At 67.2% G+C, this 23,939-nt stretch carries 18 protein-coding genes, 1 tRNA gene and 1 pseudogene; 14 read left to right on the top strand and 6 right to left on the bottom strand.

Going from position 1 to position 23,939, the window contains the following annotated elements; all coding sequences use genetic code 11:
- The first annotated feature begins 6 nt into the window (after positions 1-6).
- From ACFY5C_RS07605 to ACFY5C_RS07580, 6 genes are all read left to right on the top strand, one after another.
- Positions 7-1,419, top strand: coding sequence for an FG-GAP repeat protein (locus ACFY5C_RS07605; protein WP_389441642.1), 1,413 nt, complete (start codon positions 7-9; stop codon positions 1,417-1,419).
- Positions 1,420-1,454: 35 nt separating this feature from the next.
- Entirely contained in the window at positions 1,455-2,885 is a 1,431-nt protein-coding gene (locus ACFY5C_RS07600; RefSeq protein WP_389441640.1) for a hypothetical protein, read from the top strand.
- Positions 2,886-3,016: 131 nt separating this feature from the next.
- Complete coding sequence (locus ACFY5C_RS07595) at positions 3,017-4,462, top strand: FG-GAP repeat domain-containing protein (RefSeq protein WP_389441638.1); 1,446 nt, start codon at positions 3,017-3,019, stop codon at positions 4,460-4,462.
- A 104-nt stretch (positions 4,463-4,566) separates the two neighbouring features.
- Complete coding sequence (locus ACFY5C_RS07590; protein WP_389441635.1) at positions 4,567-5,505, top strand: Yip1 family protein; 939 nt, start codon at positions 4,567-4,569, stop codon at positions 5,503-5,505.
- Positions 5,506-5,596: 91 nt separating this feature from the next.
- Positions 5,597-5,914 carry a hypothetical protein gene (locus ACFY5C_RS07585; RefSeq protein WP_389441632.1) on the top strand — a complete coding sequence of 106 codons (318 nt, stop codon included), beginning with the start codon at positions 5,597-5,599 and terminating at the stop codon, positions 5,912-5,914.
- A gap of 259 nt (positions 5,915-6,173) precedes the next feature.
- Complete coding sequence (locus ACFY5C_RS07580) at positions 6,174-8,207, top strand: cell wall-binding repeat-containing protein (RefSeq protein ID WP_389441629.1); 2,034 nt, start codon at positions 6,174-6,176, stop codon at positions 8,205-8,207.
- Between the two features lie 170 nt (positions 8,208-8,377).
- On the opposite strand, the gene ACFY5C_RS07575 is transcribed toward ACFY5C_RS07580, so the two are convergent.
- The gene (locus ACFY5C_RS07575; RefSeq protein ID WP_389441626.1) at positions 8,378-8,893 is read right to left on the bottom strand and encodes a phosphoribosyltransferase; all 516 of its coding nucleotides are present in this window, start codon (positions 8,891-8,893) and stop codon (positions 8,378-8,380) included.
- A gap of 8 nt (positions 8,894-8,901) precedes the next feature.
- Positions 8,902-9,477, bottom strand: a complete 576-nt coding sequence (gene dcd, locus ACFY5C_RS07570) for a dCTP deaminase (RefSeq protein ID WP_328880338.1) — start codon at positions 9,475-9,477, stop codon at positions 8,902-8,904.
- Between the two features lie 585 nt (positions 9,478-10,062).
- Here dcd and ACFY5C_RS07565 point away from each other — a divergent pair.
- Positions 10,063-10,136 (top strand) — tRNA-Gly (locus ACFY5C_RS07565).
- A gap of 79 nt (positions 10,137-10,215) precedes the next feature.
- On the opposite strand, the pseudogene ACFY5C_RS07560 reads toward ACFY5C_RS07565, so the two are convergent.
- Positions 10,216-11,268, bottom strand: a pseudogene (locus ACFY5C_RS07560) (tyrosine-type recombinase/integrase); the annotation flags it as partial.
- A gap of 116 nt (positions 11,269-11,384) precedes the next feature.
- Between ACFY5C_RS07560 and ACFY5C_RS07555 the strand changes: the two are divergent.
- The 4 genes from ACFY5C_RS07555 to ACFY5C_RS07540 all read left to right on the top strand — a co-directional run bounded on the left by ACFY5C_RS07555 (position 11,385) and on the right by ACFY5C_RS07540 (position 15,053).
- Positions 11,385-12,416 carry a DUF1152 domain-containing protein gene (locus ACFY5C_RS07555; protein ID WP_389442202.1) on the top strand — a complete coding sequence of 344 codons (1,032 nt, stop codon included), beginning with the start codon at positions 11,385-11,387 and terminating at the stop codon, positions 12,414-12,416.
- A gap of 144 nt (positions 12,417-12,560) precedes the next feature.
- Complete coding sequence (locus ACFY5C_RS07550) at positions 12,561-13,154, top strand: hypothetical protein (RefSeq protein WP_389441623.1); 594 nt, start codon at positions 12,561-12,563, stop codon at positions 13,152-13,154.
- A gap of 436 nt (positions 13,155-13,590) precedes the next feature.
- Positions 13,591-14,409: a hypothetical protein gene (locus ACFY5C_RS07545; RefSeq protein ID WP_389441621.1), complete on the top strand. Its 819-nt coding sequence runs from the start codon at positions 13,591-13,593 to the stop codon at positions 14,407-14,409.
- 41 nt (positions 14,410-14,450) lie between these two features.
- The gene (locus tag ACFY5C_RS07540; RefSeq protein WP_389441618.1) at positions 14,451-15,053 is read left to right on the top strand and encodes a HEPN domain-containing protein; all 603 of its coding nucleotides are present in this window, start codon (positions 14,451-14,453) and stop codon (positions 15,051-15,053) included.
- Positions 15,054-15,119: 66 nt separating this feature from the next.
- On the opposite strand, the gene ACFY5C_RS07535 is transcribed toward ACFY5C_RS07540, so the two are convergent.
- A complete protein-coding gene (locus ACFY5C_RS07535) occupies positions 15,120-15,848 on the bottom strand; it encodes a hypothetical protein (protein WP_389441615.1) in 729 nt (242 codons plus the stop codon).
- Positions 15,849-16,641: 793 nt separating this feature from the next.
- Here ACFY5C_RS07535 and ACFY5C_RS07530 point away from each other — a divergent pair.
- Positions 16,642-17,391: a hypothetical protein gene (locus ACFY5C_RS07530; protein WP_389441612.1), complete on the top strand. Its 750-nt coding sequence runs from the start codon at positions 16,642-16,644 to the stop codon at positions 17,389-17,391.
- Between the two features lie 354 nt (positions 17,392-17,745).
- Here ACFY5C_RS07530 and ACFY5C_RS07525 read toward each other — a convergent pair whose 3' ends face one another.
- Positions 17,746-18,444 (bottom strand): hypothetical protein, encoded by a 699-nt coding sequence (locus tag ACFY5C_RS07525; protein WP_389441609.1) that lies wholly within the window; start codon positions 18,442-18,444, stop codon positions 17,746-17,748.
- Between the two features lie 267 nt (positions 18,445-18,711).
- Between ACFY5C_RS07525 and ACFY5C_RS07520 the strand changes: the two genes are divergently transcribed.
- Positions 18,712-19,065 carry a hypothetical protein gene (locus tag ACFY5C_RS07520; RefSeq protein ID WP_389441607.1) on the top strand — a complete coding sequence of 118 codons (354 nt, stop codon included), beginning with the start codon at positions 18,712-18,714 and terminating at the stop codon, positions 19,063-19,065.
- A 509-nt stretch (positions 19,066-19,574) separates the two neighbouring features.
- Positions 19,575-22,637 carry an FG-GAP repeat domain-containing protein gene (locus tag ACFY5C_RS07515; RefSeq protein ID WP_389441604.1) on the top strand — a complete coding sequence of 1,021 codons (3,063 nt, stop codon included), beginning with the start codon at positions 19,575-19,577 and terminating at the stop codon, positions 22,635-22,637.
- 80 nt (positions 22,638-22,717) lie between these two features.
- Here ACFY5C_RS07515 and ACFY5C_RS07510 read toward each other — a convergent pair whose 3' ends face one another.
- The gene (locus ACFY5C_RS07510; RefSeq protein ID WP_389441602.1) at positions 22,718-23,059 is read right to left on the bottom strand and encodes a hypothetical protein; all 342 of its coding nucleotides are present in this window, start codon (positions 23,057-23,059) and stop codon (positions 22,718-22,720) included.
- Positions 23,060-23,939 lie beyond the last annotated feature (880 nt).

Raw genomic sequence — 23,939 nt, 5'->3', positions numbered from 1 at the left:
ACCCACTTGCGCAAGCGCCCCCTTCTCCTCGCCGCCACCCTCACCACGGGCCTGCTCACCGCGCTGCCCGCCGCCACCGCCTCCGCCGCCCCCGCGGGCCTGGCCGGCGACTTCAACGGCGACGGCTACCGCGATGTGGCCGTCAGCGCCGTGTGCACCGACGTCGGCTCCGCGTCCTGCGCCGGTGCCGTCGTCGTGCTGTACGGCTCGTCGTCGGGCGTCTCCGCGACGAGGAAGGCCGTCATCACCCAGAACTCCGCCGGCGTGCCCGGCACCGCCGAGTCGGGCGACCTGTTCGGGTCCTCCCTCGCCTCCGGCGACCTGGACCGCGACGGCTACTCCGACCTCGTCGTCGGTTCGTCGGGCGAGAGCATCGGCGACCGGGACGGCGTCGGCTCCGGCACCGTGCTGTGGGGCTCCAAGTCCGGACTGTCCGGCGGCAAGGGGCTGCCGCAGCCGTCCACGATCGCCGAGTGGGGCGGCTTCTCGCACGGCGCCGCGACCGGTGACTTCGACGGCGACGGAGACCTGGACGTCACGCTCACGGGACAGAACCACACCCGTCTGTACCTGGGTCCCTTCACCCGTGCGGGCGGCCCCTTGAGCCACAACGGCGTCGGCGAGCTCGGCTCCACCTACGAGGTGATCGCCGGCGACATGAGCGGCGACGGCGCGGCCGAGCGCGTCTACCCGTTCAGCGTGGACGGCGACTCCGGCGGCCAGATCCTCTACTACCGCCACACCGCCACCGGGTACAAGTTCTCCGAGCTGGTGAACGCCGACGGCTTCGCGGGCTCCGTCGCCGACATCAACGGCGACGGCTACGGGGACCTCGTCCTCGGGGACTCCTCGGACCCCAACACCGACAAGCCCGGCGGCCACAAGGGCGGCCAGATAACCGTCTGGTACGGCGGCCCGAACGGCCCCGCCCCCGCGCAGCAGCCGACCGTCGTCCACCAGGACTCCACCGGTGTGCCCGGCTCGGGCGAGGCCGACGACGCGTTCGGCTCGGCCCTGAGCGCCGGCGACATCAACGGCGACGGGTTCGCGGACGTCGTGGTCGGTGCCTGGGGCGAGGACATCGGCTCGGCGAAGGAAGCGGGCTCGGTGACCGTCCTGTTCGGCTCGGCCTCCGGTCTGACCACCAAGGGCGCGAAGTCCTACACCCAGAACACGGCCGGCGTCCCCGGCGACGCCGAGACGTGGGACGAGTTCGGCTCCGCCGTCGACCTGACCGACGTGACCAAGGACGGCAAGGCCGACCTCACGATCGGCGTGGACGGCGAGAACGGCTCCGGCGGCGTGTGGACCCTGCGCGGCACGTCCGGCGGCCTGACGACCTCGGGCGCCAAGGGCCTGACCGTCGCCGGTATCGCCCTCAAGGCCGGCAACAACCTCGGTTCGGTGATCGCACAGTGACCCGCCATCACCTCCCTCGCACGGCGAGCCGTACCATGCGCCACCGCATCGCCGCCGCCCTCCTCGCGACGGCCCTGACCCCGCTCGCGCTCACCCTGTCCGCCCCGGCTGCCCACGCCGCGCCGGCCGCCTTGCCGTACGACTTCAACGGCGACGGCCGTGCCGACCTCGCGATCGGCGCGCCGGGTGCCACGGTGGGCGGCAAGGCCAAGGCGGGCGCCGTCTCCGTGGTCTACGGCAGCTCAAGTGGGCTGAAGACCTCGACGCGCACCCTGATCACCCAGAACACCGCCGGTGTGCCCGGCGCCGCGGAGGCCGACGACGCCTTCGGATCCGCCGTCGCCTCCGCCGACCTCGATACCGACGGATACGCGGACCTGCTGATCGGCACGCCCGGCGAGGACGTGAACGGGGACACCAACGACGGCTCGGTCGTGGTCATCTGGGGCGCCCAGTCGGGTCTGTCCGGGGCGCGCACGGTTCCCAACTCCAACCACAGGGACGTGGACCGTTACGGGCAGTCCGTGGCGGTGGGAGACGTCGACGACGACGGCGACCTGGACATCCTGGTCGGCGCGAACGGGCTGTTCACCCTCGCCTTCGTCAACGGCCCCTTCACCCGGACCAGTTCCTTCCAGGGCGGATCCGGCTCCGGCTTCCCTCAGCCGTACTCGTCCTCGTACGGCATCACGTCCCTGGCCGTCGGACCCGTCACCGCCTCCTGGCACACCAACGTGGTCGTGCACGGCCGCAGGACGGGCACCGACGACGCGGTCACCCACCTGGTGACCGACCCGTCCATCGGCAACTTCGCCGACTGGATGCAGGAGCTGCCGTCCGGCTACGTCTCCGCGATCGGCGACATCGACAAGGACGGGCACGCGGACATCGCCATCGGCAACGAGCGCGAGACCTCCGCCGACCCGGCCGGCGCCAAGGGCGGCAAGGTCACGGTGGTCTACGGCGGCCCCGGTGGCACGGACAGCTCCCGCGCCCCGCTCGTCCTCACTCAGGACACCGCCGGCGTACCCGGCGCCTCCGAGTCCGGCGACCGCTTCGGCAGCGACGTCTCCCTCGGCGACATCAACGGCGACGGCTACGCCGACCTGGCCGTCGGCGCGTCCGGCGAGAACTCCGGTGCGGGCGCGGTGACCGTCCTGTACGGCTCGGCCTCCGGCCTCAGGACGACCGGCGCGCAGTCCCTCACGCAGAACACCGCGGGCGTACCCGGCACGTCCGAGTCGAACGACCGCTTCGGCGACCGCGTCCTGCTCACCGACCACTCCGGCGACCGGCGCGCCGAACTCACCGTCGCCGCGACCGGCGAGAACGGCGACGGCGCCGTCTGGTCCCTGCGCGGCGCGACGACCGGCGTGACGACCGGGGGCGCGACGAGCTTCGGCCCGGCCACGACGGGCGTGTCCACGACGGGCAGCCCCGGCTACGGCACGGCCCTCAACTCCTGAGCCTGGCAAGGGACTTCATCGGCGACGTACTGACGGGCTGACCGCCCCACCCGGGCCGACCCGCGCGTCCGCGTCACCGCGCGGGATCGGCCCCCCTTCCGACCACCCACCCCACCGCAGGAGGACCCCACATGCTCCGGCACCACCACGGCCGACTCCCCGCCCTGGCCCTGGCCACGGCCACCGTCGCCGCCGCGCTGACGGCCGCCCCGCTGCTCACCGCCGCCCCGGCCGCGGCAGCCCCCGCCGAGTACGCCGACGACTTCAACGGCGACGGCTACCGCGACCTCGCCACCGCCGCGCCGTACACCCCGGTCGGCGGCAAGACCGAAGCCGGCGCCGTCGTCGTGAACTACGGCTCCGCGAACGGCATCAGCGCCTCGCGCCGCACGATCATCACCCAGAACACGGCCGGCGTCCCCGGTACCGCCGAGAAGGGCGACGAGTTCGGCCAGGCCCTCGCCTCCGGCGACCTGAACCGGGACGGGTACGCAGACCTCGTGATCGGCAGCACGGGCGAGAACGCCGAGTCCGGCGCCGTCGTGATCGTCTGGGGTGCCAGGAGCGGCCTCTCCGGCGGGCAGGTCGTCCCCGACCCCGCCCCGGCGGACCACAACGAGTACGGCATGTCCCTGGCCGTCGGCGACTTCAGCGGGGACGGCCGGGCAGACCTCGCCGTCGGCAGCACCGGCAGCGACATCTGGATCCACAAGGGCGGCTTCACCAAGGCCACGGGCGCCGCGTCCCGATACGAGCTGGCCACCGACCTGTACAGCACCGGCTACAGCATCCACGGCGCCCAGAGCCTGGCCGCCGGCGACGTGAACGGCGACGGCACCGCCGACCTGGTCGTCAGCGGCACCCAGACGGAGACGTACGACGCCGGCGCCTTCGTCTACCTGGGTTCGGCCTCCGGCCTTACCCGCCAGACGTTCCTGAAGGACGGCGCCTACGAGCTGGCGGCCGTCGGCGACCTCAACGGCGACGGCTACGCGGACGTGGTCACGGCGACGTACGGTGACGAGGGCCGCACGAGCCTCGGCGGCTCCGTCAGCGCCTACCTCGGCAGCTCGGCCGGCGTCCGCACGCAGGCGCAGACCACGATCACCCAGGACACCCCCGGCGTCCCCGGTTCGGACGAGGAAGGCGACTGGTTCGGCAACGCGCTCTCTGTGGCCGACGTCACCGGCGACGGCAGGGCCGAGGTGGCCGTCGGCACGATCCACGAGACCATCGGCACCGCCAAGATCGCCGGCAGCGTGACCGTGCTGCGCGGCTCGGCCACCGGCCTGACCGCGACCGGCGCACAGTCCTTCACCCAGAACACCGCCGGCGTCCCCGGCACCGCCGAGTCCGCCGACCGGTTCGGCGCGTCCGTACGCCTCCGCGACCTCACCGGCGACGGCAAGGCCGACCTGTCCGTCGGCGCCGACGGCGAGAACCACCCCGCGGGCTCCCTCTACCACCTGCGCGGCACGGCCTCGGGCGTGACCACCGGCAAGGCGATCAGCTTCGGCCCGGGCTCGCTGGGCCTGCCGTCCGGCTACCTGAGGCTGGGACAGGTGATGCTGCGCTAGGACCTAGTGGCTCCCCCTAGGGGATGTCACAGCTCGGCAGCAAAGCCGGGCCCTGACCGCTGGGCCCGGCACGCGATTCTCCAGGACCAGGTACGTTCGAAGACGTGGCTGGATTCAGGATCGGACGCGGAAGCCGGAACAACGGCAGCCCGCAAACGCGCCCCCAACAACCTCCGTACGGGCAGCAGGCGCCCCAGGGACAGTCGTACGGCTATCCCCCGCCGCCGCAGCAGCCGTACGGCGGCCCGGGCGGCGGCGCAGGCGGCTGGCCGCAGGGGAACGGCGGTGGCGGCTACGGCGGTTACGGCGCCGGTGGCCAGGGCGGCCACGGCGAGCCTGAGTACTTCGGCGACGGCGGCTACCCGCACGGCCCCGGCGGCGGTGCCCCGGACCCGTACGCGGCGAACAACCCGGGCCACACCCAGGCGTTCTCGGTCGACGAGGACCCCTACAACCAGGGCGGCACCTACCGGGCGGGCGGGGCCCCCGCCGCCCCGGTCGGCCCCCGCCTGCACTGGAAGCAGCTGCTGCGCGGCATCGTCCTGTCCCCCTCGCAGACGTTCCTGCAGATGCGGGACCACTCGATGTGGGGCACCGCCCTCGTCGTGAGCTTCCTCTACGGCCTGCTGGCCGTCTTCGGCTTCGACGGCGCGAGGAAGGACGCGATCAACGCGACCCTCTCGAGCGCGGTCCCCATCGTCCTGACGACCGCCGTCGCGATGGTCCTGTCGGCCTTCGTCCTGGGCGTGGTCACCCACACCCTGGCCCGCCAGCTCGGCGGTGACGGCGCCTGGCAGCCCACGGTGGGTCTCTCCATGCTGATCATGTCCCTCACGGACGCCCCCCGCCTGGTCTTCGCCATGTTCGCCGGCGGCGACGCGACCTTCGTCCAGGCCCTCGGCTGGGCCACCTGGATCGCAGCCGGCGCCCTCCTCACCCTGATGGTCTCCAAGTCCCACGACCTCCCCTGGCCGAAGGCCCTCGGCGCGAGCGCGATCCAGCTGGTCGCGCTGCTGTCGATCGTGAAGCTGGGCACGTTCTAGGCGCCGCGGTGGGCCGAGCACGTACGAGGAGGGCCCCCGGCACTGACGCCGGGGGCCCTCCTCATCTCCGCACCTCGGTACGCTCCCCGCTATGACGGCATCTACGACGCGCTCCGGGACGGTCCGCCCGACCGGGTTGTGGGGCGTCTGCCTGGCCTCCCTGGGCGTCTTCCTCGTCACCTGGGCGCTGTGCTGGGTGAACGCGTACGTCATGCATGACGACCTGCCGAACACCTGCGGCGACGTGCGTCGCCAGAGCTTTCCGCCGGAGGTGGCATGCGCGTCCGCGGACGGCACGCTCACCGGTGCGAACGCCGGCTGGATCGAGGCGCTGTTCTACACCTCGCTCGGGGTGTTCGTCCTGCTCGCCGGCATGGTGATCGCCCTCGCGTCCGTCCGCAGGAAGTGACGCGTACAGCTCAGATCAGAGCGCTTCCTTCGACGGCGTGACCGGCTCTCCCGAGTTGCGTACCTCCGGGCCAGAGTCGCTTCAGCATCGTCTCCCGCGACTTGTCCACGGGGCACGTCGGCACCGGGTGCCCCTGCCTCCACAGATGCCGTGGCACGTCGCTAAAGTTTCGCCGCTGCCGTACGGACGACGAACACGATGCCGTCCGTTCGCTCCGGGGGAGGGGCAACGCAGCCATCCATTCACCTGTGGGGGCACATTGAACATCTCTGCGCGTCGCGGATTCGCGGCGCTCACGACCGTCGCCGCACTCGCGGCCGGTCTCGTCGCCGGGCTCCCGGGCCAGGCGACCGCCGACACCGCCGGCTGGCCGGCCACGGACGGCAGGCTGCTGTACAACGAACTCGGCTCGCTGCGGTACATCAACCCCGACGGGACCAAGAGCGCCCAGTTCTACGAGACCGCGAATCAGGCGGCCTGGTCAGCCGACGGCAGCCAGATCGCCTACGTGGGCTCCGCCGACGGCCGTCTCCGCACGAAGACGTACGCCCAGGAGTCGATATCGGGCAACGACATCGTCATGCCGGCGGGCAGTGGCTGGCATCCGACCGATCCGACGTTCTGGTACGGCGGGGGCGACATCGTCTTCACCGCCGGAGGCCGACTGCGGGTGGCCGTGGCCAATAGCGCCCGCGCTCCTCAGGCCCTGTTCGGCACCGACGTCGACGGCTGCGACTCCAAGGCCAGCGGCGCCGTGAACGGCAAACTGGCCTTCGTGCGCACCGGCACGAGTTGCTCGACCACCGGCACTCCGGCCGTATGGGTCTACAACGGCCCCACCAAGACGTTCACCAAGGTGGCCGCCAACGCGGACGAGCCGAGCATGTCCCCTGACGGGCAGTCGCTGGTCTTCACCCGGCCCGTCGCCGGACACAAACAGCTCTTCACGGTCAAGGTCGACGGCACCGGGCTGACCCAGGTCACCACGGACCCTGCCGACCACAACCGTCCCGCCTGGTCACCGAAGGGCGACCGGATCGCGTACGACACCTACTTCACCGGCAGCCCGGACACCGGCCCCAGCGGTTCGCAGATCTGGATCCACGACCTCGGCACGGGCACGGAGACGCGTGTGCCCATGGCCGACGGGACCGACGTGGCCTGGCAGCCGCTCCGGAAGAACGCGATCTCCCGGGTCTACGGCTCCGACACCTACGACACCAACATCGCGTCGTCCAGGTGGACGTGGAACACCCTCGGCAAGAGCGTGCCGGGCCTGATGAACGCGAGCTCGGCCGTCCTGATCAGCAAGTCGGACTCCGCGTACGCCACCACCGCGACCTCGCTGGCCGGCAAGAAGCACGGACCTGTCCTGATGACCTCCCGCACGGGCCTGGACTCCTCCGTCCAGACCGAGCTGAAGCGCATGCTGCCCAAGGGCAAGACCGTCTACCTGGTCGGCGGCACCAGCATCCTCAGCAGCTCGGTGGCGTCCAAGGTGACCTCGCTCGGATACGTCGCCAAGCGGCTGTCCGACGTCTCGCGCTACTCCACCTCGGTGGCCGTGGCCAAGACGATCACCAGTGCGCCGAAGTACGTGTTCCTGGCGACCGGCACCGACTACCACAACGCCCTCGCGGCCAGTTCCGCCGCCGGCGCCATGGGCACCTCGGGCACCGCGGTCGTACTGCTGACCGAGGGCTCGACCATGACCCCGTCCGTGTACGGCTACCTGAACAAGTACAGCCCGAGCACGACGAAGATCATCACGGTCGGGACCGACGCCGAGTCGGCGCTGGCCAAGGCGTACAACTCCGGCAAGCTGCCGAACTGGCCCAGCAAGTACAGCTACTACCGCTTCGGCGGCAGTCCGGCGCCGGTCGCCGCGAGGCTCGCCGAGTTCTGGTGGTCGTCGCCGTCGGACGCCGCGGTGGCCTCGGTGAACAGCTGGAGGGGCGGCGTCTCCGCGTCGTCGGCGATGACCACGTTCGGCCCGCTGCTGTGGACCGACGTCACCTCGCTCACGTACGACACCAAGTGGTACATGATGCGCACGTCGGCGAGCCTGAACCACGTGGCCGTGTTCGGCGGCAACGGCTCCGTCGACGCGAAGGTGGTCCCGTTGATCGGCAGGGCAATCGGCGTGGACAGCACCTACGCGTACACCCCGTACTACAAGGGTGACATCCCGCAGAGCCCGGCCTCCCAGCCGCTGTCCGCGAGCAGCGCGGGCACCGGCAAGCCCGTTCCGAGCCCGGATCTGGCCCCGCTCAAGGTGACAGTCTCGAAGTGACCCCCTGTCCGGGCCGCCTTCCTCCCAGAGGGCGGCCCGGACCACCGGCGGATCGGCCGGGGACATCTCGCGAGCGCGGGCCGGTCGGGCCGGTGTGCGCGGAAGTGTGCGCCAAGGCCCCTCAGACGAATATCTGAGGGGCCCTTTCGACTACCTGGAGCAACACCGGGTCAGAGCGCTTCCTTCGACGGCGTGACCGGCTCTCCCGACTTGCGTACCGGAGGCAGGACACTCCACGGGAAGTTGATCCACTCGTCGGTGCGCTTCCACACGTACTCGCACTTCACGAGGGAGTGCGACTTCTCATAGACGACCGCGGAGCGCACCTCGGCGACATGCTCGACGCAGAAGTCGTGCACGAGCTTCAGCGTCTTGCCGGTGTCGGCGACGTCGTCGGCGATCAGGACCTTCTTGTCGGTGAAGTCGATCGCGTTGGGGACGGGAGCGAGCATGACGGGCATGTCGAGGGTCGTCCCCACACCCGTATAGAACTCCACGTTCACCAGATGGAGGTTCTTGCAGTCGAGCGCGTAGGCGAGCCCGCCGGCGACGAAGACCCCACCACGGGCGATGCTGAGCACGATGTCCGGCTCGTAGCCGTCGTCGGCGATGGTCTGCGCGAGTTCACGGACGGCGGTGCCGAACCGCTCGTAGGTCAGATTCTCGCGATGCAGCTCTTCGCCCATCCCGCCGCTCACACCTGAGTCCGATGGAAGTTCTGGAAGGACCGGGAGGCGGTCGGCCCGCGCTGCCCCTGGTACCGGGACCCGTACCGCTCGCTCCCATACGGGAACTCGGCGGGCGAGCTGAGCCGGAACATGCACAGCTGCCCGATCTTCATGCCCGGCCAGAGCTTGATGGGGAGCGTGGCGAGGTTGGACAGCTCAAGGGTGACGTGCCCGCTGAACCCCGGGTCGATGAACCCGGCGGTGGAGTGGGTGACGAGCCCGAGCCGCCCGAGTGAGCTCTTCCCCTCGAGCCGCGAGGCAAGATCGTCGGGCAGCGAGATGACCTCGTACGTCGAAGCGAGCACGAACTCCCCGGGATGCAGGATGAACGGCTCGTCCCCCTCCGGCTCCACGAGCCTCGTCAGATCCGCCTGCTCGATCGAGGGGTCGATGTGCGGGTACCGGTGGTTCTCGAACACCCGGAAGTACCGGTCCAGCCGTACGTCGATGCTGGACGGCTGCACCATGGTCTGGTCGTAGGGATCGATCCGTACCCGCCCGGCGTCGATCTCGGCCCGGATGTCCTTGTCTGAGAGAAGCACGCCCCGAGGATACGCAAGGCGCGCGGAACGGCCACAATCGTGCCGCCCCCGCGCCCGGCGCTACCCCTGCAGTGACTGCTGATACTCCTGTTACTGCTACCTGCCTACTGCATGCCGCTGTCCCGCTACCGCTACCGCTTCTCCAGCGTCACCGGCACCACGCTGCGAAGCCGGGCACACCGGGGACACCGGAGGAGCCGCCCGGGGCCGAGGCGATCGGCCTGCTGCATCGGGAACGAAGCGGTGCTGAACACGTGCCCATCGGCACAACGGACGACGGTGCGCTCCATCAAGTCCAAGAGTCCCTTCCCCAAGAGCCGCGTCTGGCTGCTGCCTGCCTGACGACGGGAGGCCACATTACGGGATCAAAGGGACGGCTCTCCAGGCGGCACTCCGACCCCTCCCGGACCCTCTCCGCCCCCTCCACCGTACGCCCCAACTCCAGCCCCCTGCACCCGGATCCCGCCCCCTGAAACGCACTCAGGCCCCACGGCGTCAGCGCCGGGGGCCGGTGATGAGGTACAGTGACCAGGCGATCGGACACCGCCTCCGGATCCTCTCGGATCTTCTCGGCGGGCGTCTTACGCGGGTGTAGTTTAATGGTAGAACATCAGCTTCCCAAGCTGAGAGCGCGAGTTCGATTCTCGTCACCCGCTCCATGCGAAACCCCCAGGCCAGAGGCCCGGGGGTTCTTTGTTGTCTAGACCGGTGGGCGGGGCGCGCACCACAACCGCACCATTAGCCTTCGGCGGCCTCCTCACTGTGGTGCACAGGGTTGTCCTTGTGGCGCTTCGCACGCTCGGCGCGGACCATGTCGTCGAGACCGGCCGCTACGTCGCGCTGCCGCTCCTCGTCGGAGTGCTGGTAGATCAGGGCGGCCTTCTCGGATGACTGTCCGGCGCGAACCATCGTGTCCTTGAGGGTGGCGCCCGATCGGGTCGAGAGTGTGTGTCCGGTGTGACGAAGGTCGTAGAAGCGGAAGCCGTCCGGGAGTCCTACGGCAGCGCGAGCCCGCCGCCACTTCCGGCCGAAGGAGGTCCGGCGGAACGGAGCTCCCTTCTCCCCCACGAACACCAGACCGTCGGGTCCCTTCTCAGCGAACCAAGCGACGTGCTGCTTCACCTCCTTGTGGAGGAAGGCCGGGAGAACGACAGCCCGGACGCCCGCGTCGGACTTGGTCTCACCGGGAGCCCGCTTTCCGTTGGTCCGCTCAGGCTCGGCGACACGGACACGGAGCACCAGGTTGTCGACATCGACGTCCCGGCGACGGAGGCCCGCCAGTTCCTCGGGGCGCATGGGGCCGTACGCGCCGAGGTAGACCATGAGGCGCCAGCGGATGCCGACTGCTTCGGCGAGGGCGTCGACCTGGGCGACTGTGGCGATACGACGTTCGGCGGCTGACTCCTTGCCCGCGCCCTTGATACGGCACGGGTTGCGGCTGATCAGGTCGTCGTCAACGGCGGTCTCCATGATGCCCTTGAGGAGGCGGTACGCCTTGGCCACGGTTGTCTTGGCCTTGGTGGTGCGGAGGCGTTCAGCTCGCCACTCGCGCACTCGCGGAGCCGTGATCTCGTCCAGGTCCAGCGCGCCGAAGGTCGGGAGGATGTACAGCCGGAGGAGGTGCTTGTAGAGGTCGTCCGTACGAACGGCCAGCTCCCGTTCCTCGACCCACTTCTCGGCGTAGACGCGAAAGTTGACCGCCCCGGCGTCGGGAGCGCGCCAGTCCCCTCGGGTGAGGTCCGCTTCCACCTGGGACAGCCAGACTTCCGCGTCCTTCTTGGTCTCGAACGTGGCTATGGCCTCTAGCCACTATAGGGTGAGTGGCCAGTATTCGAACCCGTACGCTGTCCCGCATGACGCGGTTGATCGTCGCAGCAGGAGGAGGGGGCGACGCAGTCGCCGCCGCAATGCTTGACGCCGCCCTGTACGGCGACGATGACCGGGCGGTGATCTTCACGTACGCGTGGGATCGCCTCCTGGTCGACCCGCTGCCGGGCCCAAGAGGAGTGGCCGACTTCACCGGCCTTGAACCCCTCACGCCCACCGTCTGGTCAATGCCGGCCACGGCGCGTCCGATCGCTCCAGCAGGGTCGACACTGCCCCGACTCGCCGCAGAACTGCCGCACACCTTCGCCCTGATCGACCCGCACCACGGCGCCGAGGGCATCACGCGCCAACTGGAAGAGCTGGTCAGCCACTTGGAGCCGGAGTCGATCGATCTCCTGGACGTGGGCGGTGACATCCTCGCGCAGGGCGACGAGCCGACGCTGAAGAGCCCTCTGGCAGATGCCCTCACCCTCGCCGCCTCCTGCCAGGTGAACGCACCTATCCGACTGTTGGTCGCAGGCCCCGGCCTGGACGGCGAACTTTCGCCGGATGACCTACGGCCCACTTTCGGCAGCCTCGCTCACACACTCGCGGCTAAGGACGTAGAGCCAATCAGCACGGTCCTGGAGTGGCACCCCTCCGAGGCCACCGCGATGCTCGCGGCAACCGCCCTAGGAGCCCGGGGCGCTTGCGAAGTTCGGGACGCCGGACTTCCTGTCGCCCTCACCGACGAAGGGCCGACGGTCCATGAGGTCGACCTGGACGATGCCCTGGGCCGCAGCAGGCTGGCTCGGGCCGTCATGGCCACCGCCACGTTGGACGAGGCCGAGGCGTACAGCCGCGAAGTCTGCGGATTCTCCGAGATCGACTACGAGCGCAACAAGGCCGCATGGCTGAAGGAGCAGCCGCCCACAGAGCTTGACGCTGAGAGTGTGCTGCCCCGTCTCGACCGGTTCGAGGCGGAGGCCCGAAGCCGCGGAGTCACCCACACAACGTTCCGCCACATCACCGAGGCGCTGAACCTCAACGGCTCTCAACGCGATGCCCTGCGCCGGCTGCTCATCAACAGCCTCCCGGATCAGTACGAAGCTCCTCTGTGGAAGATCCCGTGAGTCATGGAGACCCACCCGGGTTGTCCAGCAAGCTCAACCTTCAGTGACGCCGACTGTGCCGCGATGCGGCAGGTGCACGATGCCCAGCGCCGCAAACTGCACCAAGCGTCCGGGGCCCACAGCTCACTCACTTCTGGAGTGCTCATGGACGTTGCAGTCTGGTTGACTGGGTTGACTGCTCTGGCAGGTGTCTGGTTCGGCGGCATGCTGTCATCGCGCGCCCAAGATCGAGCCTGGCAACGCGAAGAAGCTCGCATTTGGCGGGAGGCGCGACGCGCCACCTACGGAGGCCTCGTTGCCGCCGTACGGCAGTACAGAACCTACGTGATGGGACCTCACGCCGAAATCGAAGTTTGGACCAACCGCACCAACCACCGCCTGATACCCGGCATTGGCGCAGACGGAGCCAGGTTTCAGGAAGGGATGGAAGCTGCCTTCGTGAACGTGCAGCTCATGGCGCGAGACCAAGAGACCATCGACCACGCGTACTTCCTGACCAGCATTGCTCGCCGTGTCGCCGTCGCACGAGCCGTACATGGCGCGGGGCAAGTCCCTGAAGATCTCAACGAGAGCCTGTTCATGGCGGAGCGCGCCTTCATCAACTCAGCCCGGCGTGACCTGGGACTTGCCAACGTACGAGAGAGCCCATTCTCCGTCGAGCTCAGGCAGTTCGACGCCAGACTCCAGCGTGCTCACCGCGACCACGATCCAGACTCCACGTCGGAGCCGAACACCTGAAGCGGTGTGCGCCAACACCACTGAGCTCACACGCCTGACTGAGTTACAACCTTCTTCACGGGTTCAAGTCGGCTCGCTACGCTCGCCGCGCGCGGCCCGGCCCCCGGCCGGGCCTGCGCTCCTGCCTCCGTCCCGCTCCAGCCCGGCCGACGCCCGTGCCGCGCTCAAAGCATGCAGCCGCCTGATGACAAAGAAAGGGGTACGTCGGGGCTGGGGCGGTCGGCTCCACGGCTTTACGGAGCCACTTTGGCGCGAGCCTCGAAGATCATGGCCCCAACGTCGTGCTTTAACGGGCAGGTCCACAGACTGCCCGACGCGCCGGAAGCTTACGGGGCCATGATCACTCGCGCCAAAGCAGCGCCACCCCAAAGCCGCTCCGCCGACCTCTCGTCATAACCGGCAGTGGAGTCGCATCAGTGAGCACTACCATACCGCCATGGCAGAGCGGCAATGGCGTGGGGAATGGTGGGTGGCAGGAGAGCAGGAATACTCCTGCCCAGGAACTCTGCACTACGCGGAGGACGGACGCCTTCGACTGGAGCTGATCGGCGGGTTCGATATTACGATCCGCGAACCCCTCCCCGAGGGAAACGGATACTCCATCAAGTACGAAACTCGTGAAGTGTCGATCATTCACGGCTTGTGCAGCAACGAGGAATTTACTCTCCTCGACAACAATGCCACTCATACAAGCGGCTTCGGAATGTTTCGAGGTTCCATAGCCAAACAAGACTGGACCTCTATACGAGCTCTTCGTGGCGTCCACGTTCAAGATCTAAGCGAGCCGATCTTCAATCGAGCACACCTGCAGCTCGAACGGCTTCTACATTGGTCTGCCCGATCAACGTTCGAACTTGAAAGAATTCTCGAAGAAGGAAAGTCAATGAGGGATGGGAAGGTGGGCACGAGACCGGTAGAACCAGTAGTCGCAGATTGCGGAGATGTGAAAGTTTCACTTCGACTGCAATCGACGCTTTTCGACTACAAACACAGGGTCATCGACAACAGTAGAAACTTGGAATCCCGAGAATGGGCCACTCTTACGATTAGTCCACCATGCCAGTTTCGTGTAAGGCATTTGACGAAATCGAGAAGGATCTGCAGGATCTCCTTACGCTATCCTCCTATGCGCCATGTGGGGCTCTCGAAAGGTCCATCGTCTTTGAGACATCTGATACTCACCCGGGATCTGATCGACACCCGAATGAGGTCGAAGTCATGGGGCGGCAAATTTATCGCTCGCAAACGGGGATGAAAAGCCCGAGGCCTCACGAGTTCATCTTTAGTCTCGCTGACATGGAGTTCACCGAACTCATCCCGAGATGGCTCTCTTTGAAAAGCAAGGCCCGCTTGGGGTGCAACATTTTGTTCGGTCTGCGCTACATCGAAAAAGGCTACGTCGGCACCCGATTGCTAGGCGTTGCCACTGCGGCAGAAAACATCCATCGATCGCTGCGATCAACGAGTACACCTCTAGCTAAGGCGGAATACAGGCACCTCAAGCGAAAGATCATGTCGGCCATAACGGACGAGCCTGAAGAGCTCCAAGAATTCGTAAAGATGGGATTGCGAAACAATCCGTCTTACAACGACCGAATGCTGGAGCTCGCTTCCATCCCCAACACTGAAGCAGTGGACACCCTGTTGGGCGACAGGGAGGGGTGGGCAAAAATGCTCAAGAACGCACGCAATGATTTGGCGCATGCCAATGAACGCTCTTCTCAGGACTCTGACCCTTCACCGGCCTATCTACTTCTCGAAGTCACGTACGCCCTGCTTTGCCTCGTTCTGATGGCCGAGCTCGGCATAAGCGAAGAAGCACAGAGGAAGGCCGTTCAGGATCAACGCATAGATGGAGTGAGTCGACGCTTCAAGGCTCAGCTAGGGGTGACAGAGTAGCAACTTGAAAGGTGAAGAATATGCCGGGCCCTGAAATCGACTCTTCTGGCACCGCTCCAGTGGGTACTACTCTCCCTCGGAGACCGCCCGGAGCAGGGAAAGGCAATCGCTTCCGAAGGCCGTGAGGACCCACATCTCGCGTGGATCGTCATCACTCATAGCCACTCTGCCTAGGCCGTCGTCCCTGACGATTCCCTCCGCGGCGAGACGAGCGATCGAGGCGTCCAGCACCTTGGCGAACCCAGGAAGTTCGGTGAGGATCTCTGGATGCCTCCACCCGGGGAACCGCTCTTGGTACCAACCTTCCGGCGTCGGGTGCGTCTCCTTGGCAAGGACTTCGAGGAGCTTGACCTCGGGGGCCTCGATTCCTGCGAGGCCACGCACGCGGAGACGCTCCGCGTCGACTGAAGCCTCGTCGCGCACCCCTCGTCCCAAGCATCTGCCGAGCGCAATGATCTTCTCTGTGAGGGGTGTCTCCATAGCGGCCTGAACGGTCTCCGACATCAAAGCCAGCAGGTCTGGGCTGGTCTCGATTGTCTGAACAAGCCGGTCTAGAGGCCTCTGGGCCTCCTCTGAGCCTGCTTGGAGCGCTTGTGCTGCTCGCTCCTCGCGACGCGCGCGCTCTCTCTCGATGAGTTGCAGGATCGGGGCGTCGACGTACTCCTTAAGGGCCCCAAGCGCCATGCCAGCTACGGGATTGAATATCCCAACTGTCGCGACGATCACACCAGTTGACGCCTTGACGCCAGCCTCGGCTGACGATCCTGCCTTCCCATCACCTGATTCGTAGCCCATGCGGGTAATGCTAGTGAGCCGCAACTTCCTCGTATGCAGCTGTGGGCCACCAGTTGCAGCACAGGAGCGGCGTACCGCAACCTCGGCAATCGACCGAGTCCGGATAGTGTCCCTTCGGGAGCTCAGCGCGGCCGAAATGACCGCTCTCGACCAATCCGGCTAGAGCTACGGATCAGATGCTGCTCCGCCACAAGCACTCAGCAGCAGTAAGTGTCTATCTGCGTGACAACGCCGACGAACAACGGCGGACAAGCGCGGACGTCTGCAGACCATCAGCGCAGGTGACGGCACACCAGTCCAAGGCAGCACCCCCACCCAAGTTGCTTCGGGACGAAGAAGTCATCGCGCAAGGTGCCACCCATACGCTTCCGCCACCGGGACTTGCTCTGGTCGACGGCCGACAGCATGGCTCAGGCCGGCGGGGGTACAACGAGGCACACGCGCGCCTGCACGGTCGTCTGACCCTCCACTGTGGCTGACTGTCGTCGGTTGAGACTCAGACACCCCGGGGCGGCCGAACTCCGCCCAGGGACCGCGAGGCACAGGGACCGTGCCATTCGCGTGCCAGATCCTGCGGGGAACCACGGGGAACAGCGGTGACTTGCCCTGGGTGCGACCAAGGATCCAACCCCACTCCGCCCAGGTCAGCGCAGCAGCCGCCGCCAAGAAGCCCAAGCTTCCCAAGCTCGGGGCTCGTCCTGATCTCTGCGATGGAAGCTAACAGCTCATCGCCGACTGGACACTCACGTCATCCCGAGATGCAGGTGGCAAGTCGATGGGTCAGAATCGCGACATGGGCATCGAGCTTACGGTAGCCGCAATTTCAGCCGCTGTCGCCCTGATAAGCGTGATATTCAGCTCCATAGCTACCAGGCGGCAATCCATTCTGTCGGCAGAGCTTGCGCGCCAATCGACCAAGATCGCCCGAGAGGCAGAGCGACATGACGTCATGAGCCGCTTTCGGGACCCTTTACTGTGGGCCGCCTTCGACCTACAGTCGCGGCTATATAACATCGTGGCGCAGCACTTCCTTCGTCGCTGTCGGGATTCCAAAGTGGCGCGAGAAAGGGAGTATGCAAAAACCAGCACCTTGTTTGTCTTCTGTGACTATCTGGGCTGGGTCGAGATACTGCGGCGCAGGATCCGGTTCTTGGACCTCGGCAGCAGGGAGGACAATCGCGAGCTGATCAGACTCTTGTCGGAGATTGCCAGAGTGTTCAACACAGGCTACTACCGGGATCGCCGCTACCGCGTTTGGCGTAGTGAACAGCGAGCCATTGGGGAGATCATGATCGACAGTCGCGGGGATGCAGATTCATGCCTCGGTTACGTCGAGTTCTGCAGGCAACTCGAAACAAATCCCGAATTCATTAAGTGGACGAAAGGTCTGTCGGAGGATATCGAGGCAATGGCAGGGCGTCCCCGGCTGATCGCATTACAGTCCAGCTTGATTGATTTGATCAATTTTCTCGACCCTGAGGCCGAACGTATTCCTGCCGATCAGCGAAGTCGGTTAGCTGCTCGGGTGGATGAAATTCCGTGACCTGGGACGTGCCTGTTGCTGCCTTGATTGTCGGAGCGCTCGCCATGGTTGCAGCAGTGCGGTGGCACCGAAGAAACCAAGCAGCCCTGGAGCGCCCAGAGGCGGGCGGGCAGCAGCGCGGTACCGCAACCACGGTGACCGTCCCTGTCCGGTAGCGCTCCTTCGGCGTCTCGTATCAGCCGGGATGGCCGCTGCTGACCGATCTCTCTAGAGCTACGGATCAGAAGGCTTCTGACATCGACGGCTGACATCAACGACGCCGGACGGGGACAGACCCCCGCGTCTCTGTCCGGCCGTCGCATCAGTCGACAACAGCAGCCGGAGTTGGCCGGGATCGAACTCCTAAAGCGGTGCTCAGCTCCCGTCGTGCAGCGCGCTACTGATCTCCAGAAGGCGTCCCTCAGGCAGAGCGAAAGCGTTGCTGGGGTTTCGGTAGGAGTGTCCACCATCGTTGATCCAGACACCGTCTGCCAGCGCCCAGCAAACGGGAGCCCATTGGCCCTGGTTCTCAAGGAGCATGCTCGCCACGTCGGCGGGCTGCTCGATCAAGGTGAGAGCGCTGAGCGCGGTAGTGAGGGCAACGGTTGCGTCGTCGGGAAGTCGCGCGTCGCCGAGTGTGGGGAAGAGCAGCAAGAGACGGGCGTCGGCGTCGTCAACGCCCTTTGTTGACGACTGTCGGGCAGCGGACAGCAACTCCGGCCAGGCCATGCCGGGGCCCATGAAGTGACCGTCATCCACAGCGAGGGTTTCCGCTGCCGGCCAAGTCGGGTGATGGATCAGATAGTCCACCCCTCGCTCTCCGTCGAAGTTGCGATAGACGACGTAGATGATGTGGCCGGAGCGGAGGGGCACACTGAACATCGGCCACTCCTGCTCGGCGGAGAGCACGCGGTAAAGCTCCATGGCCGCGTCCCAGTCAGCTCCGAACGCGGCTCGCTGCGCGTCCTCGCCGCGCAAACAGGTGCCGAGGTGCACAGGCCAGAACAACGGATCGTCAAGGTAGGCGCCACCCTCGACCAGAGGGCCACCTTCATATCCGGGGATCTTCAACACGCGAGGATGATGGCACGAGGGACCGACACCACCAGGGCATGAGGGCCCGGCGACCGCTCCGTCTCAGTTCCCGTCTCATTCAGCGCCGTTCACGGTCGTTCAGACGAGACCCAGAACCGTCCCCGCCCCGATGGCTGACCGCCCATGAACGCAGGTGAACGCCCGGGAACGACGCCCACCACCCCACCACCACTGTTGGAAAGCGTGTTGGTCTTCACGGCAGCGCCAGCCCACGACACTGCCAGTGGCGGCAGCTAGGTTGAGGGCGTGGACGAGGAAGCGATCACCATCAGGCTCACGCGCGATCAAGCGTTCGTGCTGTCGGACTGGCTCTACCAAGTCATGTTCCAGTCCGACGACCTGGAGGGGATCGTGCACGACCGAGCCGTCTGGTCGCCGATCTACGCGATCTCCGGAACGCTGGACAAGACGCTGAGCGAGATCTTCATGCCCGACTACGGCCCGCGCCTTGAAGCAGCCAAGGAGCGTCTCCGCGCCGATCTGTACGGCGGAGCCGACGAGTCGACGGCGCCGGGCCAGGACATGACCGACGCACCACAAGCGCACCAGATCGAGCGGGGAACAGCGGGGAACCACGGTGAAAGCGACCGAGGGCGATGAGACCCGGTGCCAGGTGAACGCCCAGTTCAGCAGCCCTACCCGCCGCAAATGCCCGCAGCTTCCCAAGCTGAGAGCGCGAGTTCGATTCTCGTCACCCGCTCCAGAGTGAAACCCCAGGTCCATGGCCTGGGGTTTGTGTTTTCCCGAAGGTTGTCCAGCAAGTTCCGGCCCGTCAGGCGCACGAAGATCGGGCACGTGGAGGGCGCCGGTTCCGGACGGCAGCCGTACATGCAACGCCCCAGCGTGCAACTCGGGTTCTCTGTCGCAGCCTCGGCCCACCTACCGCTCACGGACCCGTAGCGGTCAGGTCCCCAGCGAGTGCGACGTGCGGACACGCCGCGATCGCCGAGTCTGCGTGCGGGGATCTTCCGCGGCTGGTACGCGTGGGCGCTGCGCCGTCCGTACACGGGCCGGCCAACCGGCTCGGCAAGGTCATTCGTCTTGAACCGATGTTAAGATCCGCCCGCTTGTTCGGGGGGATGGGGCCCTCCGTCGGGGAGGGGAAGCAAGTGGCTCGTCGTACCTTCATGCGTGGCTCCCTTGTCACGCTCATCGGGTTGGCGCTCTCTGTGTCCGCCGTCCCGCTGGTGGTGCCCGCGCACGCGGAGACCGCACCGGAGATCATCGTTCCGGCCACCATGCGCACGACTCCGCGTACGGCGTATCTGCAGAGCGCGGGGGCTTCCGGCTTCCTTGAGTACCGCTCCACCGCCGAGGGGTCCGGCCTCTGGTGGACCAGCTACGACGGCAGTCGGAAGCCGGTGGAAGGTGGCGAGCGACTCGGGCCGCGCACCGCGGGTGCGTACGGCACCGGTTCGGATGTCGTCGCCCTTCGCCCGTCCCAGAGCAGTGGTGGGCAAGTCCTGCTCCGGGACATGGGAACCGGTACGACGGAGACCGTGGCCATCCCGGCGGGCCAGAGCTATCTGCAGACGTACGGACGTACTGTCCTGACCGGCATGTCGACAGGTGGGGAACGAACTGGGCTGTTCCTGCTGCGCGACGAGAACGGCAGCACGGTGCAGAAGCCTGTCACCGGACTCCCGGACGGGGTGGTCTTCCCCTTCTTTCCCAGGGGTTCGGCCTCCGGCATCCTCGTCAACTACTACGGCCCGGACCGGGTTCTCCAGTACGCCTGGGTGGACGCGGAGACCGGTGCCGCCACGATGCTGCCACCGCTGGTGGCGGGCACGGACACCGTGGTGGGATCCGACTACCTGGTCAGCTGGTACGGCACGTCCCGGGTGCGGGTGTACGCCCAGGGTGCCTACGACGCGCCCACTCACGAGGTTGCGTTCCCCCGCACCTCTGACAACAAGATCCTCGGCGTCGTCGGTGACGCACTCGTGGTCGCGCGGCGCAGCGACTCCTCCGTCTGGAGTGTGTCAGCGCTGCCCTTCGACGGCTCCGCGGAGCTGCCCCTGTTCAAGAGGGCCGATCCCGCTGCCGTCACGACCCCCGACGGTGGCCTGGTCCTCGCCGGCGGAGAGTCCTCGCTGGACTACGGCATCGCCAAGGTCCAGGCGGGGGCCGAAGGTCTGCCCCTGGTTCGGCGGATCGTGGACCTTCCGCCCGTGCCCAGCGGGATCGAGTCGCTCGATCTGAGCGGCGGTGAGCTGATGACCTACGAGTCCGGCGACGGGGCGACGCACCTGTACAGCCGCTCGCTGACCACGGCGGACGCTCTGACGGTGGGCACGCGCACGGACCGGGGGGCCACCCCGAGGTGCGGGGTCATGGCCGGGGACTACGGGAGCTGTCCCGACCTGATGGGAACGGGCGACGGCCGGGCGGTCATGAGGAACACGGCCGGGGACGTGTCCGTCCTGGACCGGGGTCAGCCTCTTCCCGGCACCGTGGTGACCTCCGGCCTCCAGGACCACCATGGCCTCGTGGACGTCGCGGACCGGTATGCGGCCTGGTATGGGCCCACGCCCGCGGGAGAGGGCCTGGCGGTGGCGGATCTGGACACCCGGAAGGTCGTGCTCACCCGTACGGGCGCGGCCGGTGCGGTCTCCTCCGCGCTGTGGGGGGAGGCACTGTGGACGGCGGCCGGGGACGGCACCGTCACGGCCACGGAGGTGCGTTCGGGCAACACGATCACGTCGTTCCGGGTGGTCGGCAGCGGCTGCACGGTGGGCGGCTTCCAGGCGGTGGGACGCTGGGTGTACTGGTCCGGCTCGTGCGAGTCTGCCCAGGGCAGCGTGTGGAAGGCCTTCGTGTACGACACCCGTAGGAAGACGCTCATCGCGGTGCCCACCGACGGAGAGACGCACCTGGGCGACGGCTTCCTGATCACGCGTGACCCCACGTCCGGAGCACTGACCCTCACGGACGTCACGAGCGGCTCCGCGAGGAACCGGACCCTGGCCGCCAAGTCCGGAAAGTGGGACGTCGATCCGTACACCGGCCTGGTCGGCTACGTGGACCCGGCCTCCCAGGACATCCACGTCCTCCGGAGTGGCGTCCCCACCACGGACATCGCGGTCCTGGGAGCGAGGACGGAACCGTCGGTCAGTCTGGTGGACTCGTCGTCCTCGTGGGACGGCACGTGGTGGCTGTCGAAGCCGGCCGCGTCGTGGACGCTGGTGCTCAGGAACAAGGCGACCGGGGCCACCGTGCGCACACTGTCCGGTGGCGCCGCGCACGACGCGGTCCGTACGTCCTGGAACGGCAGGACGTCGACGGGCGCGTATGTGCCGAACGGCACGTACGGCTGGACTCTGACGGTGGCCCCGGCCGACAAGCACGGTGCGTCGGCGACGGCGTCCGGCACACTGAAGCTGACCGGCGGTGCCGCGGTGAGACGCGACTATGTCGGATCCGACGGCATCAGTGACCTGCTCACGCTCACCTCCCAAGGCACGCTCTCCTTCCATCGGGGCGACGGCGCCGGGAAGTTCACGACGAGGACCTCGGCTTCGGGATGGCCGGCCTCGATCACGGTGGTGCCGTTCGGCGACCTGAACGGTGACCGCTGCAATGACGTGCTCGTGCGGTTCGGCAGCGGTGCGCTGCGGGCGTACCGCCCGGGGTGCGGCAAGGCCCTGACGACCTCCACGTCGTACACCACACTGGGCACGTCGGGCTGGTCCCAGTACAACGTGCTGACCTCACCGGGCGACATCACCGGTGACGGCCGGGCGGACCTGATCGCCCGCCAGGCGTCCACCGGTGACATCTACCTGTACAAGGCCACGAGCAGCGGAACGCTCTCGGCACGGGTGAAGATCTTCTCCAAGTGGTCCGGTTACAAGAAGATCATCGGCGTCGGCGACCTCAACGGTGACGGGTACGGAGACCTGTTGGCGCAGGACACGTCGAACGAGTTGTGGCGGTACGCGGGCACGGCGACCGGCGGCTTCAGGGCGCGGGTCAAGGTGGCCGACAACTGGGGTGCCTCCTACAACGTCGTGGTGGGCGCCGGCGACATCACGGGGGACGGGCGGGCGGACATCGTCTCCCGCGACACCTCCGGCAAGCTGTGGCGCAACAACGGCGACGGCAACGGCACCTTCGGTCCTCGCACCGGGATCGCCACTGGGTGGCAGGGCTACAAGGCCCTGTACTGACCGCCCGTGACAGGTGAGAGCGCGACCCGCTCCAGCCTGCCCGGCGCCCGTGCTGCGCGCCACCCCCGTCAGCCGGGCCGTCAGCGGCGGCCACCCACCTGCGTGGTCGGCGTGGGACCACCCTCCGTGTCGGCCTTGTCGGACGACAGGAGCCAGGCGCCATCGGAGCCTTGGGTGAACTTCACGGTGTGCGGGACGGACAGTTCCTCGTACTCCGGGGCACCCTCCGCTACCTCCTGCGGGGTGAACGGCAGATAGAGGCGCGTGCGCTCCGTGAGCTGGAGCTTTGCCGACTGGCCGGCGATGGAGGTGTCGGTCACCTCCACGTCGACCTGCGCCTTGGTGTAGCCGCCGTCGACTTCCTTGTAGCGCTTGCCCTTTTCCGCCAGGGCGGCGAGATCGTCCTGCACCTCCGCAGTCATGGAACGCGTGGCTTGGACGCGGGCGATCGCGGCTCTGGCGGTCGGTCGACTCGTCGTCAGCATCTCGGCCCGCTGCTGCAGGTAGCTCTCAGCCAGCTGAGTAAGACGGGCGGTGTCGACGTTCGCCGACGAAACCGCCGCCGGAGAGGCAGCTTGGTCGCCTGCCGGAGTGCTGGTGAGCACAAACATCGCAGCTGTGGCTGAGAGCGCGGCTCCGGCGAGGACACGTCTGTGATGCGCAATGCGCATGAAACCCCCTTGATCACGGCTGACTGGGCGGGCCAGCCCGCAGATCAAGAGAGTCCATTCGAACGTCGCGTTCCTGGTGGCGGATTCCGGATCCTGGAATGTCCGATTCCGGATCAAAGAACGGGCTGCGTGGGTCGGAGCCGACAGACTGACTGGTCAGGTACTCGTTTCTGCGCTGTACCGACCGTGATTGTTGTCGCCCTCGGCGCGGCAGTCGGCGGGACGGGCGACCAAACCGGCGAACGCTTACCGGCGCACCGCCGTCTCTCGCGACACCTCCATGAGCTCCCCGCCACCCGGGGCGGCGAGGACACCGAATCCACGCGTCCTGGCGCCTCCTGCCTGCCAGACCTGACCGGCGTACCAAGCACCGTGCTCAAGTCCCTCGGGCCAGTGACGTCGGCGAAGCGGATTCCGCGCGGACATGAGACCGGTCAACTCCTCGCCTTCGCGGTATCGCAGTTGGACGGGCACGCCCATGACGTCCTTGACTCCGTCAGGCCTGTGCGCCGCGGAGATCGGCTGCCACGGATGCTGCTCGAGCACACGCCGGATGCGCTTCAAGGACCCCATTACGTCGCGGCGCAGGTAGAGAAGAGTCAGATAGACGAATGACACCAGAACGATGCCG

The sequence above is a fragment of the Streptomyces sp. NPDC012935 genome (assembly GCF_042900345.1).
In the GTDB taxonomy this organism is placed as follows: Bacteria; Actinomycetota; Actinomycetes; order Streptomycetales; family Streptomycetaceae; genus Streptomyces.
Note: the sequence above shows the minus strand (reverse complement) of the source record. Positions and strands in the feature narration are given on the sequence as shown.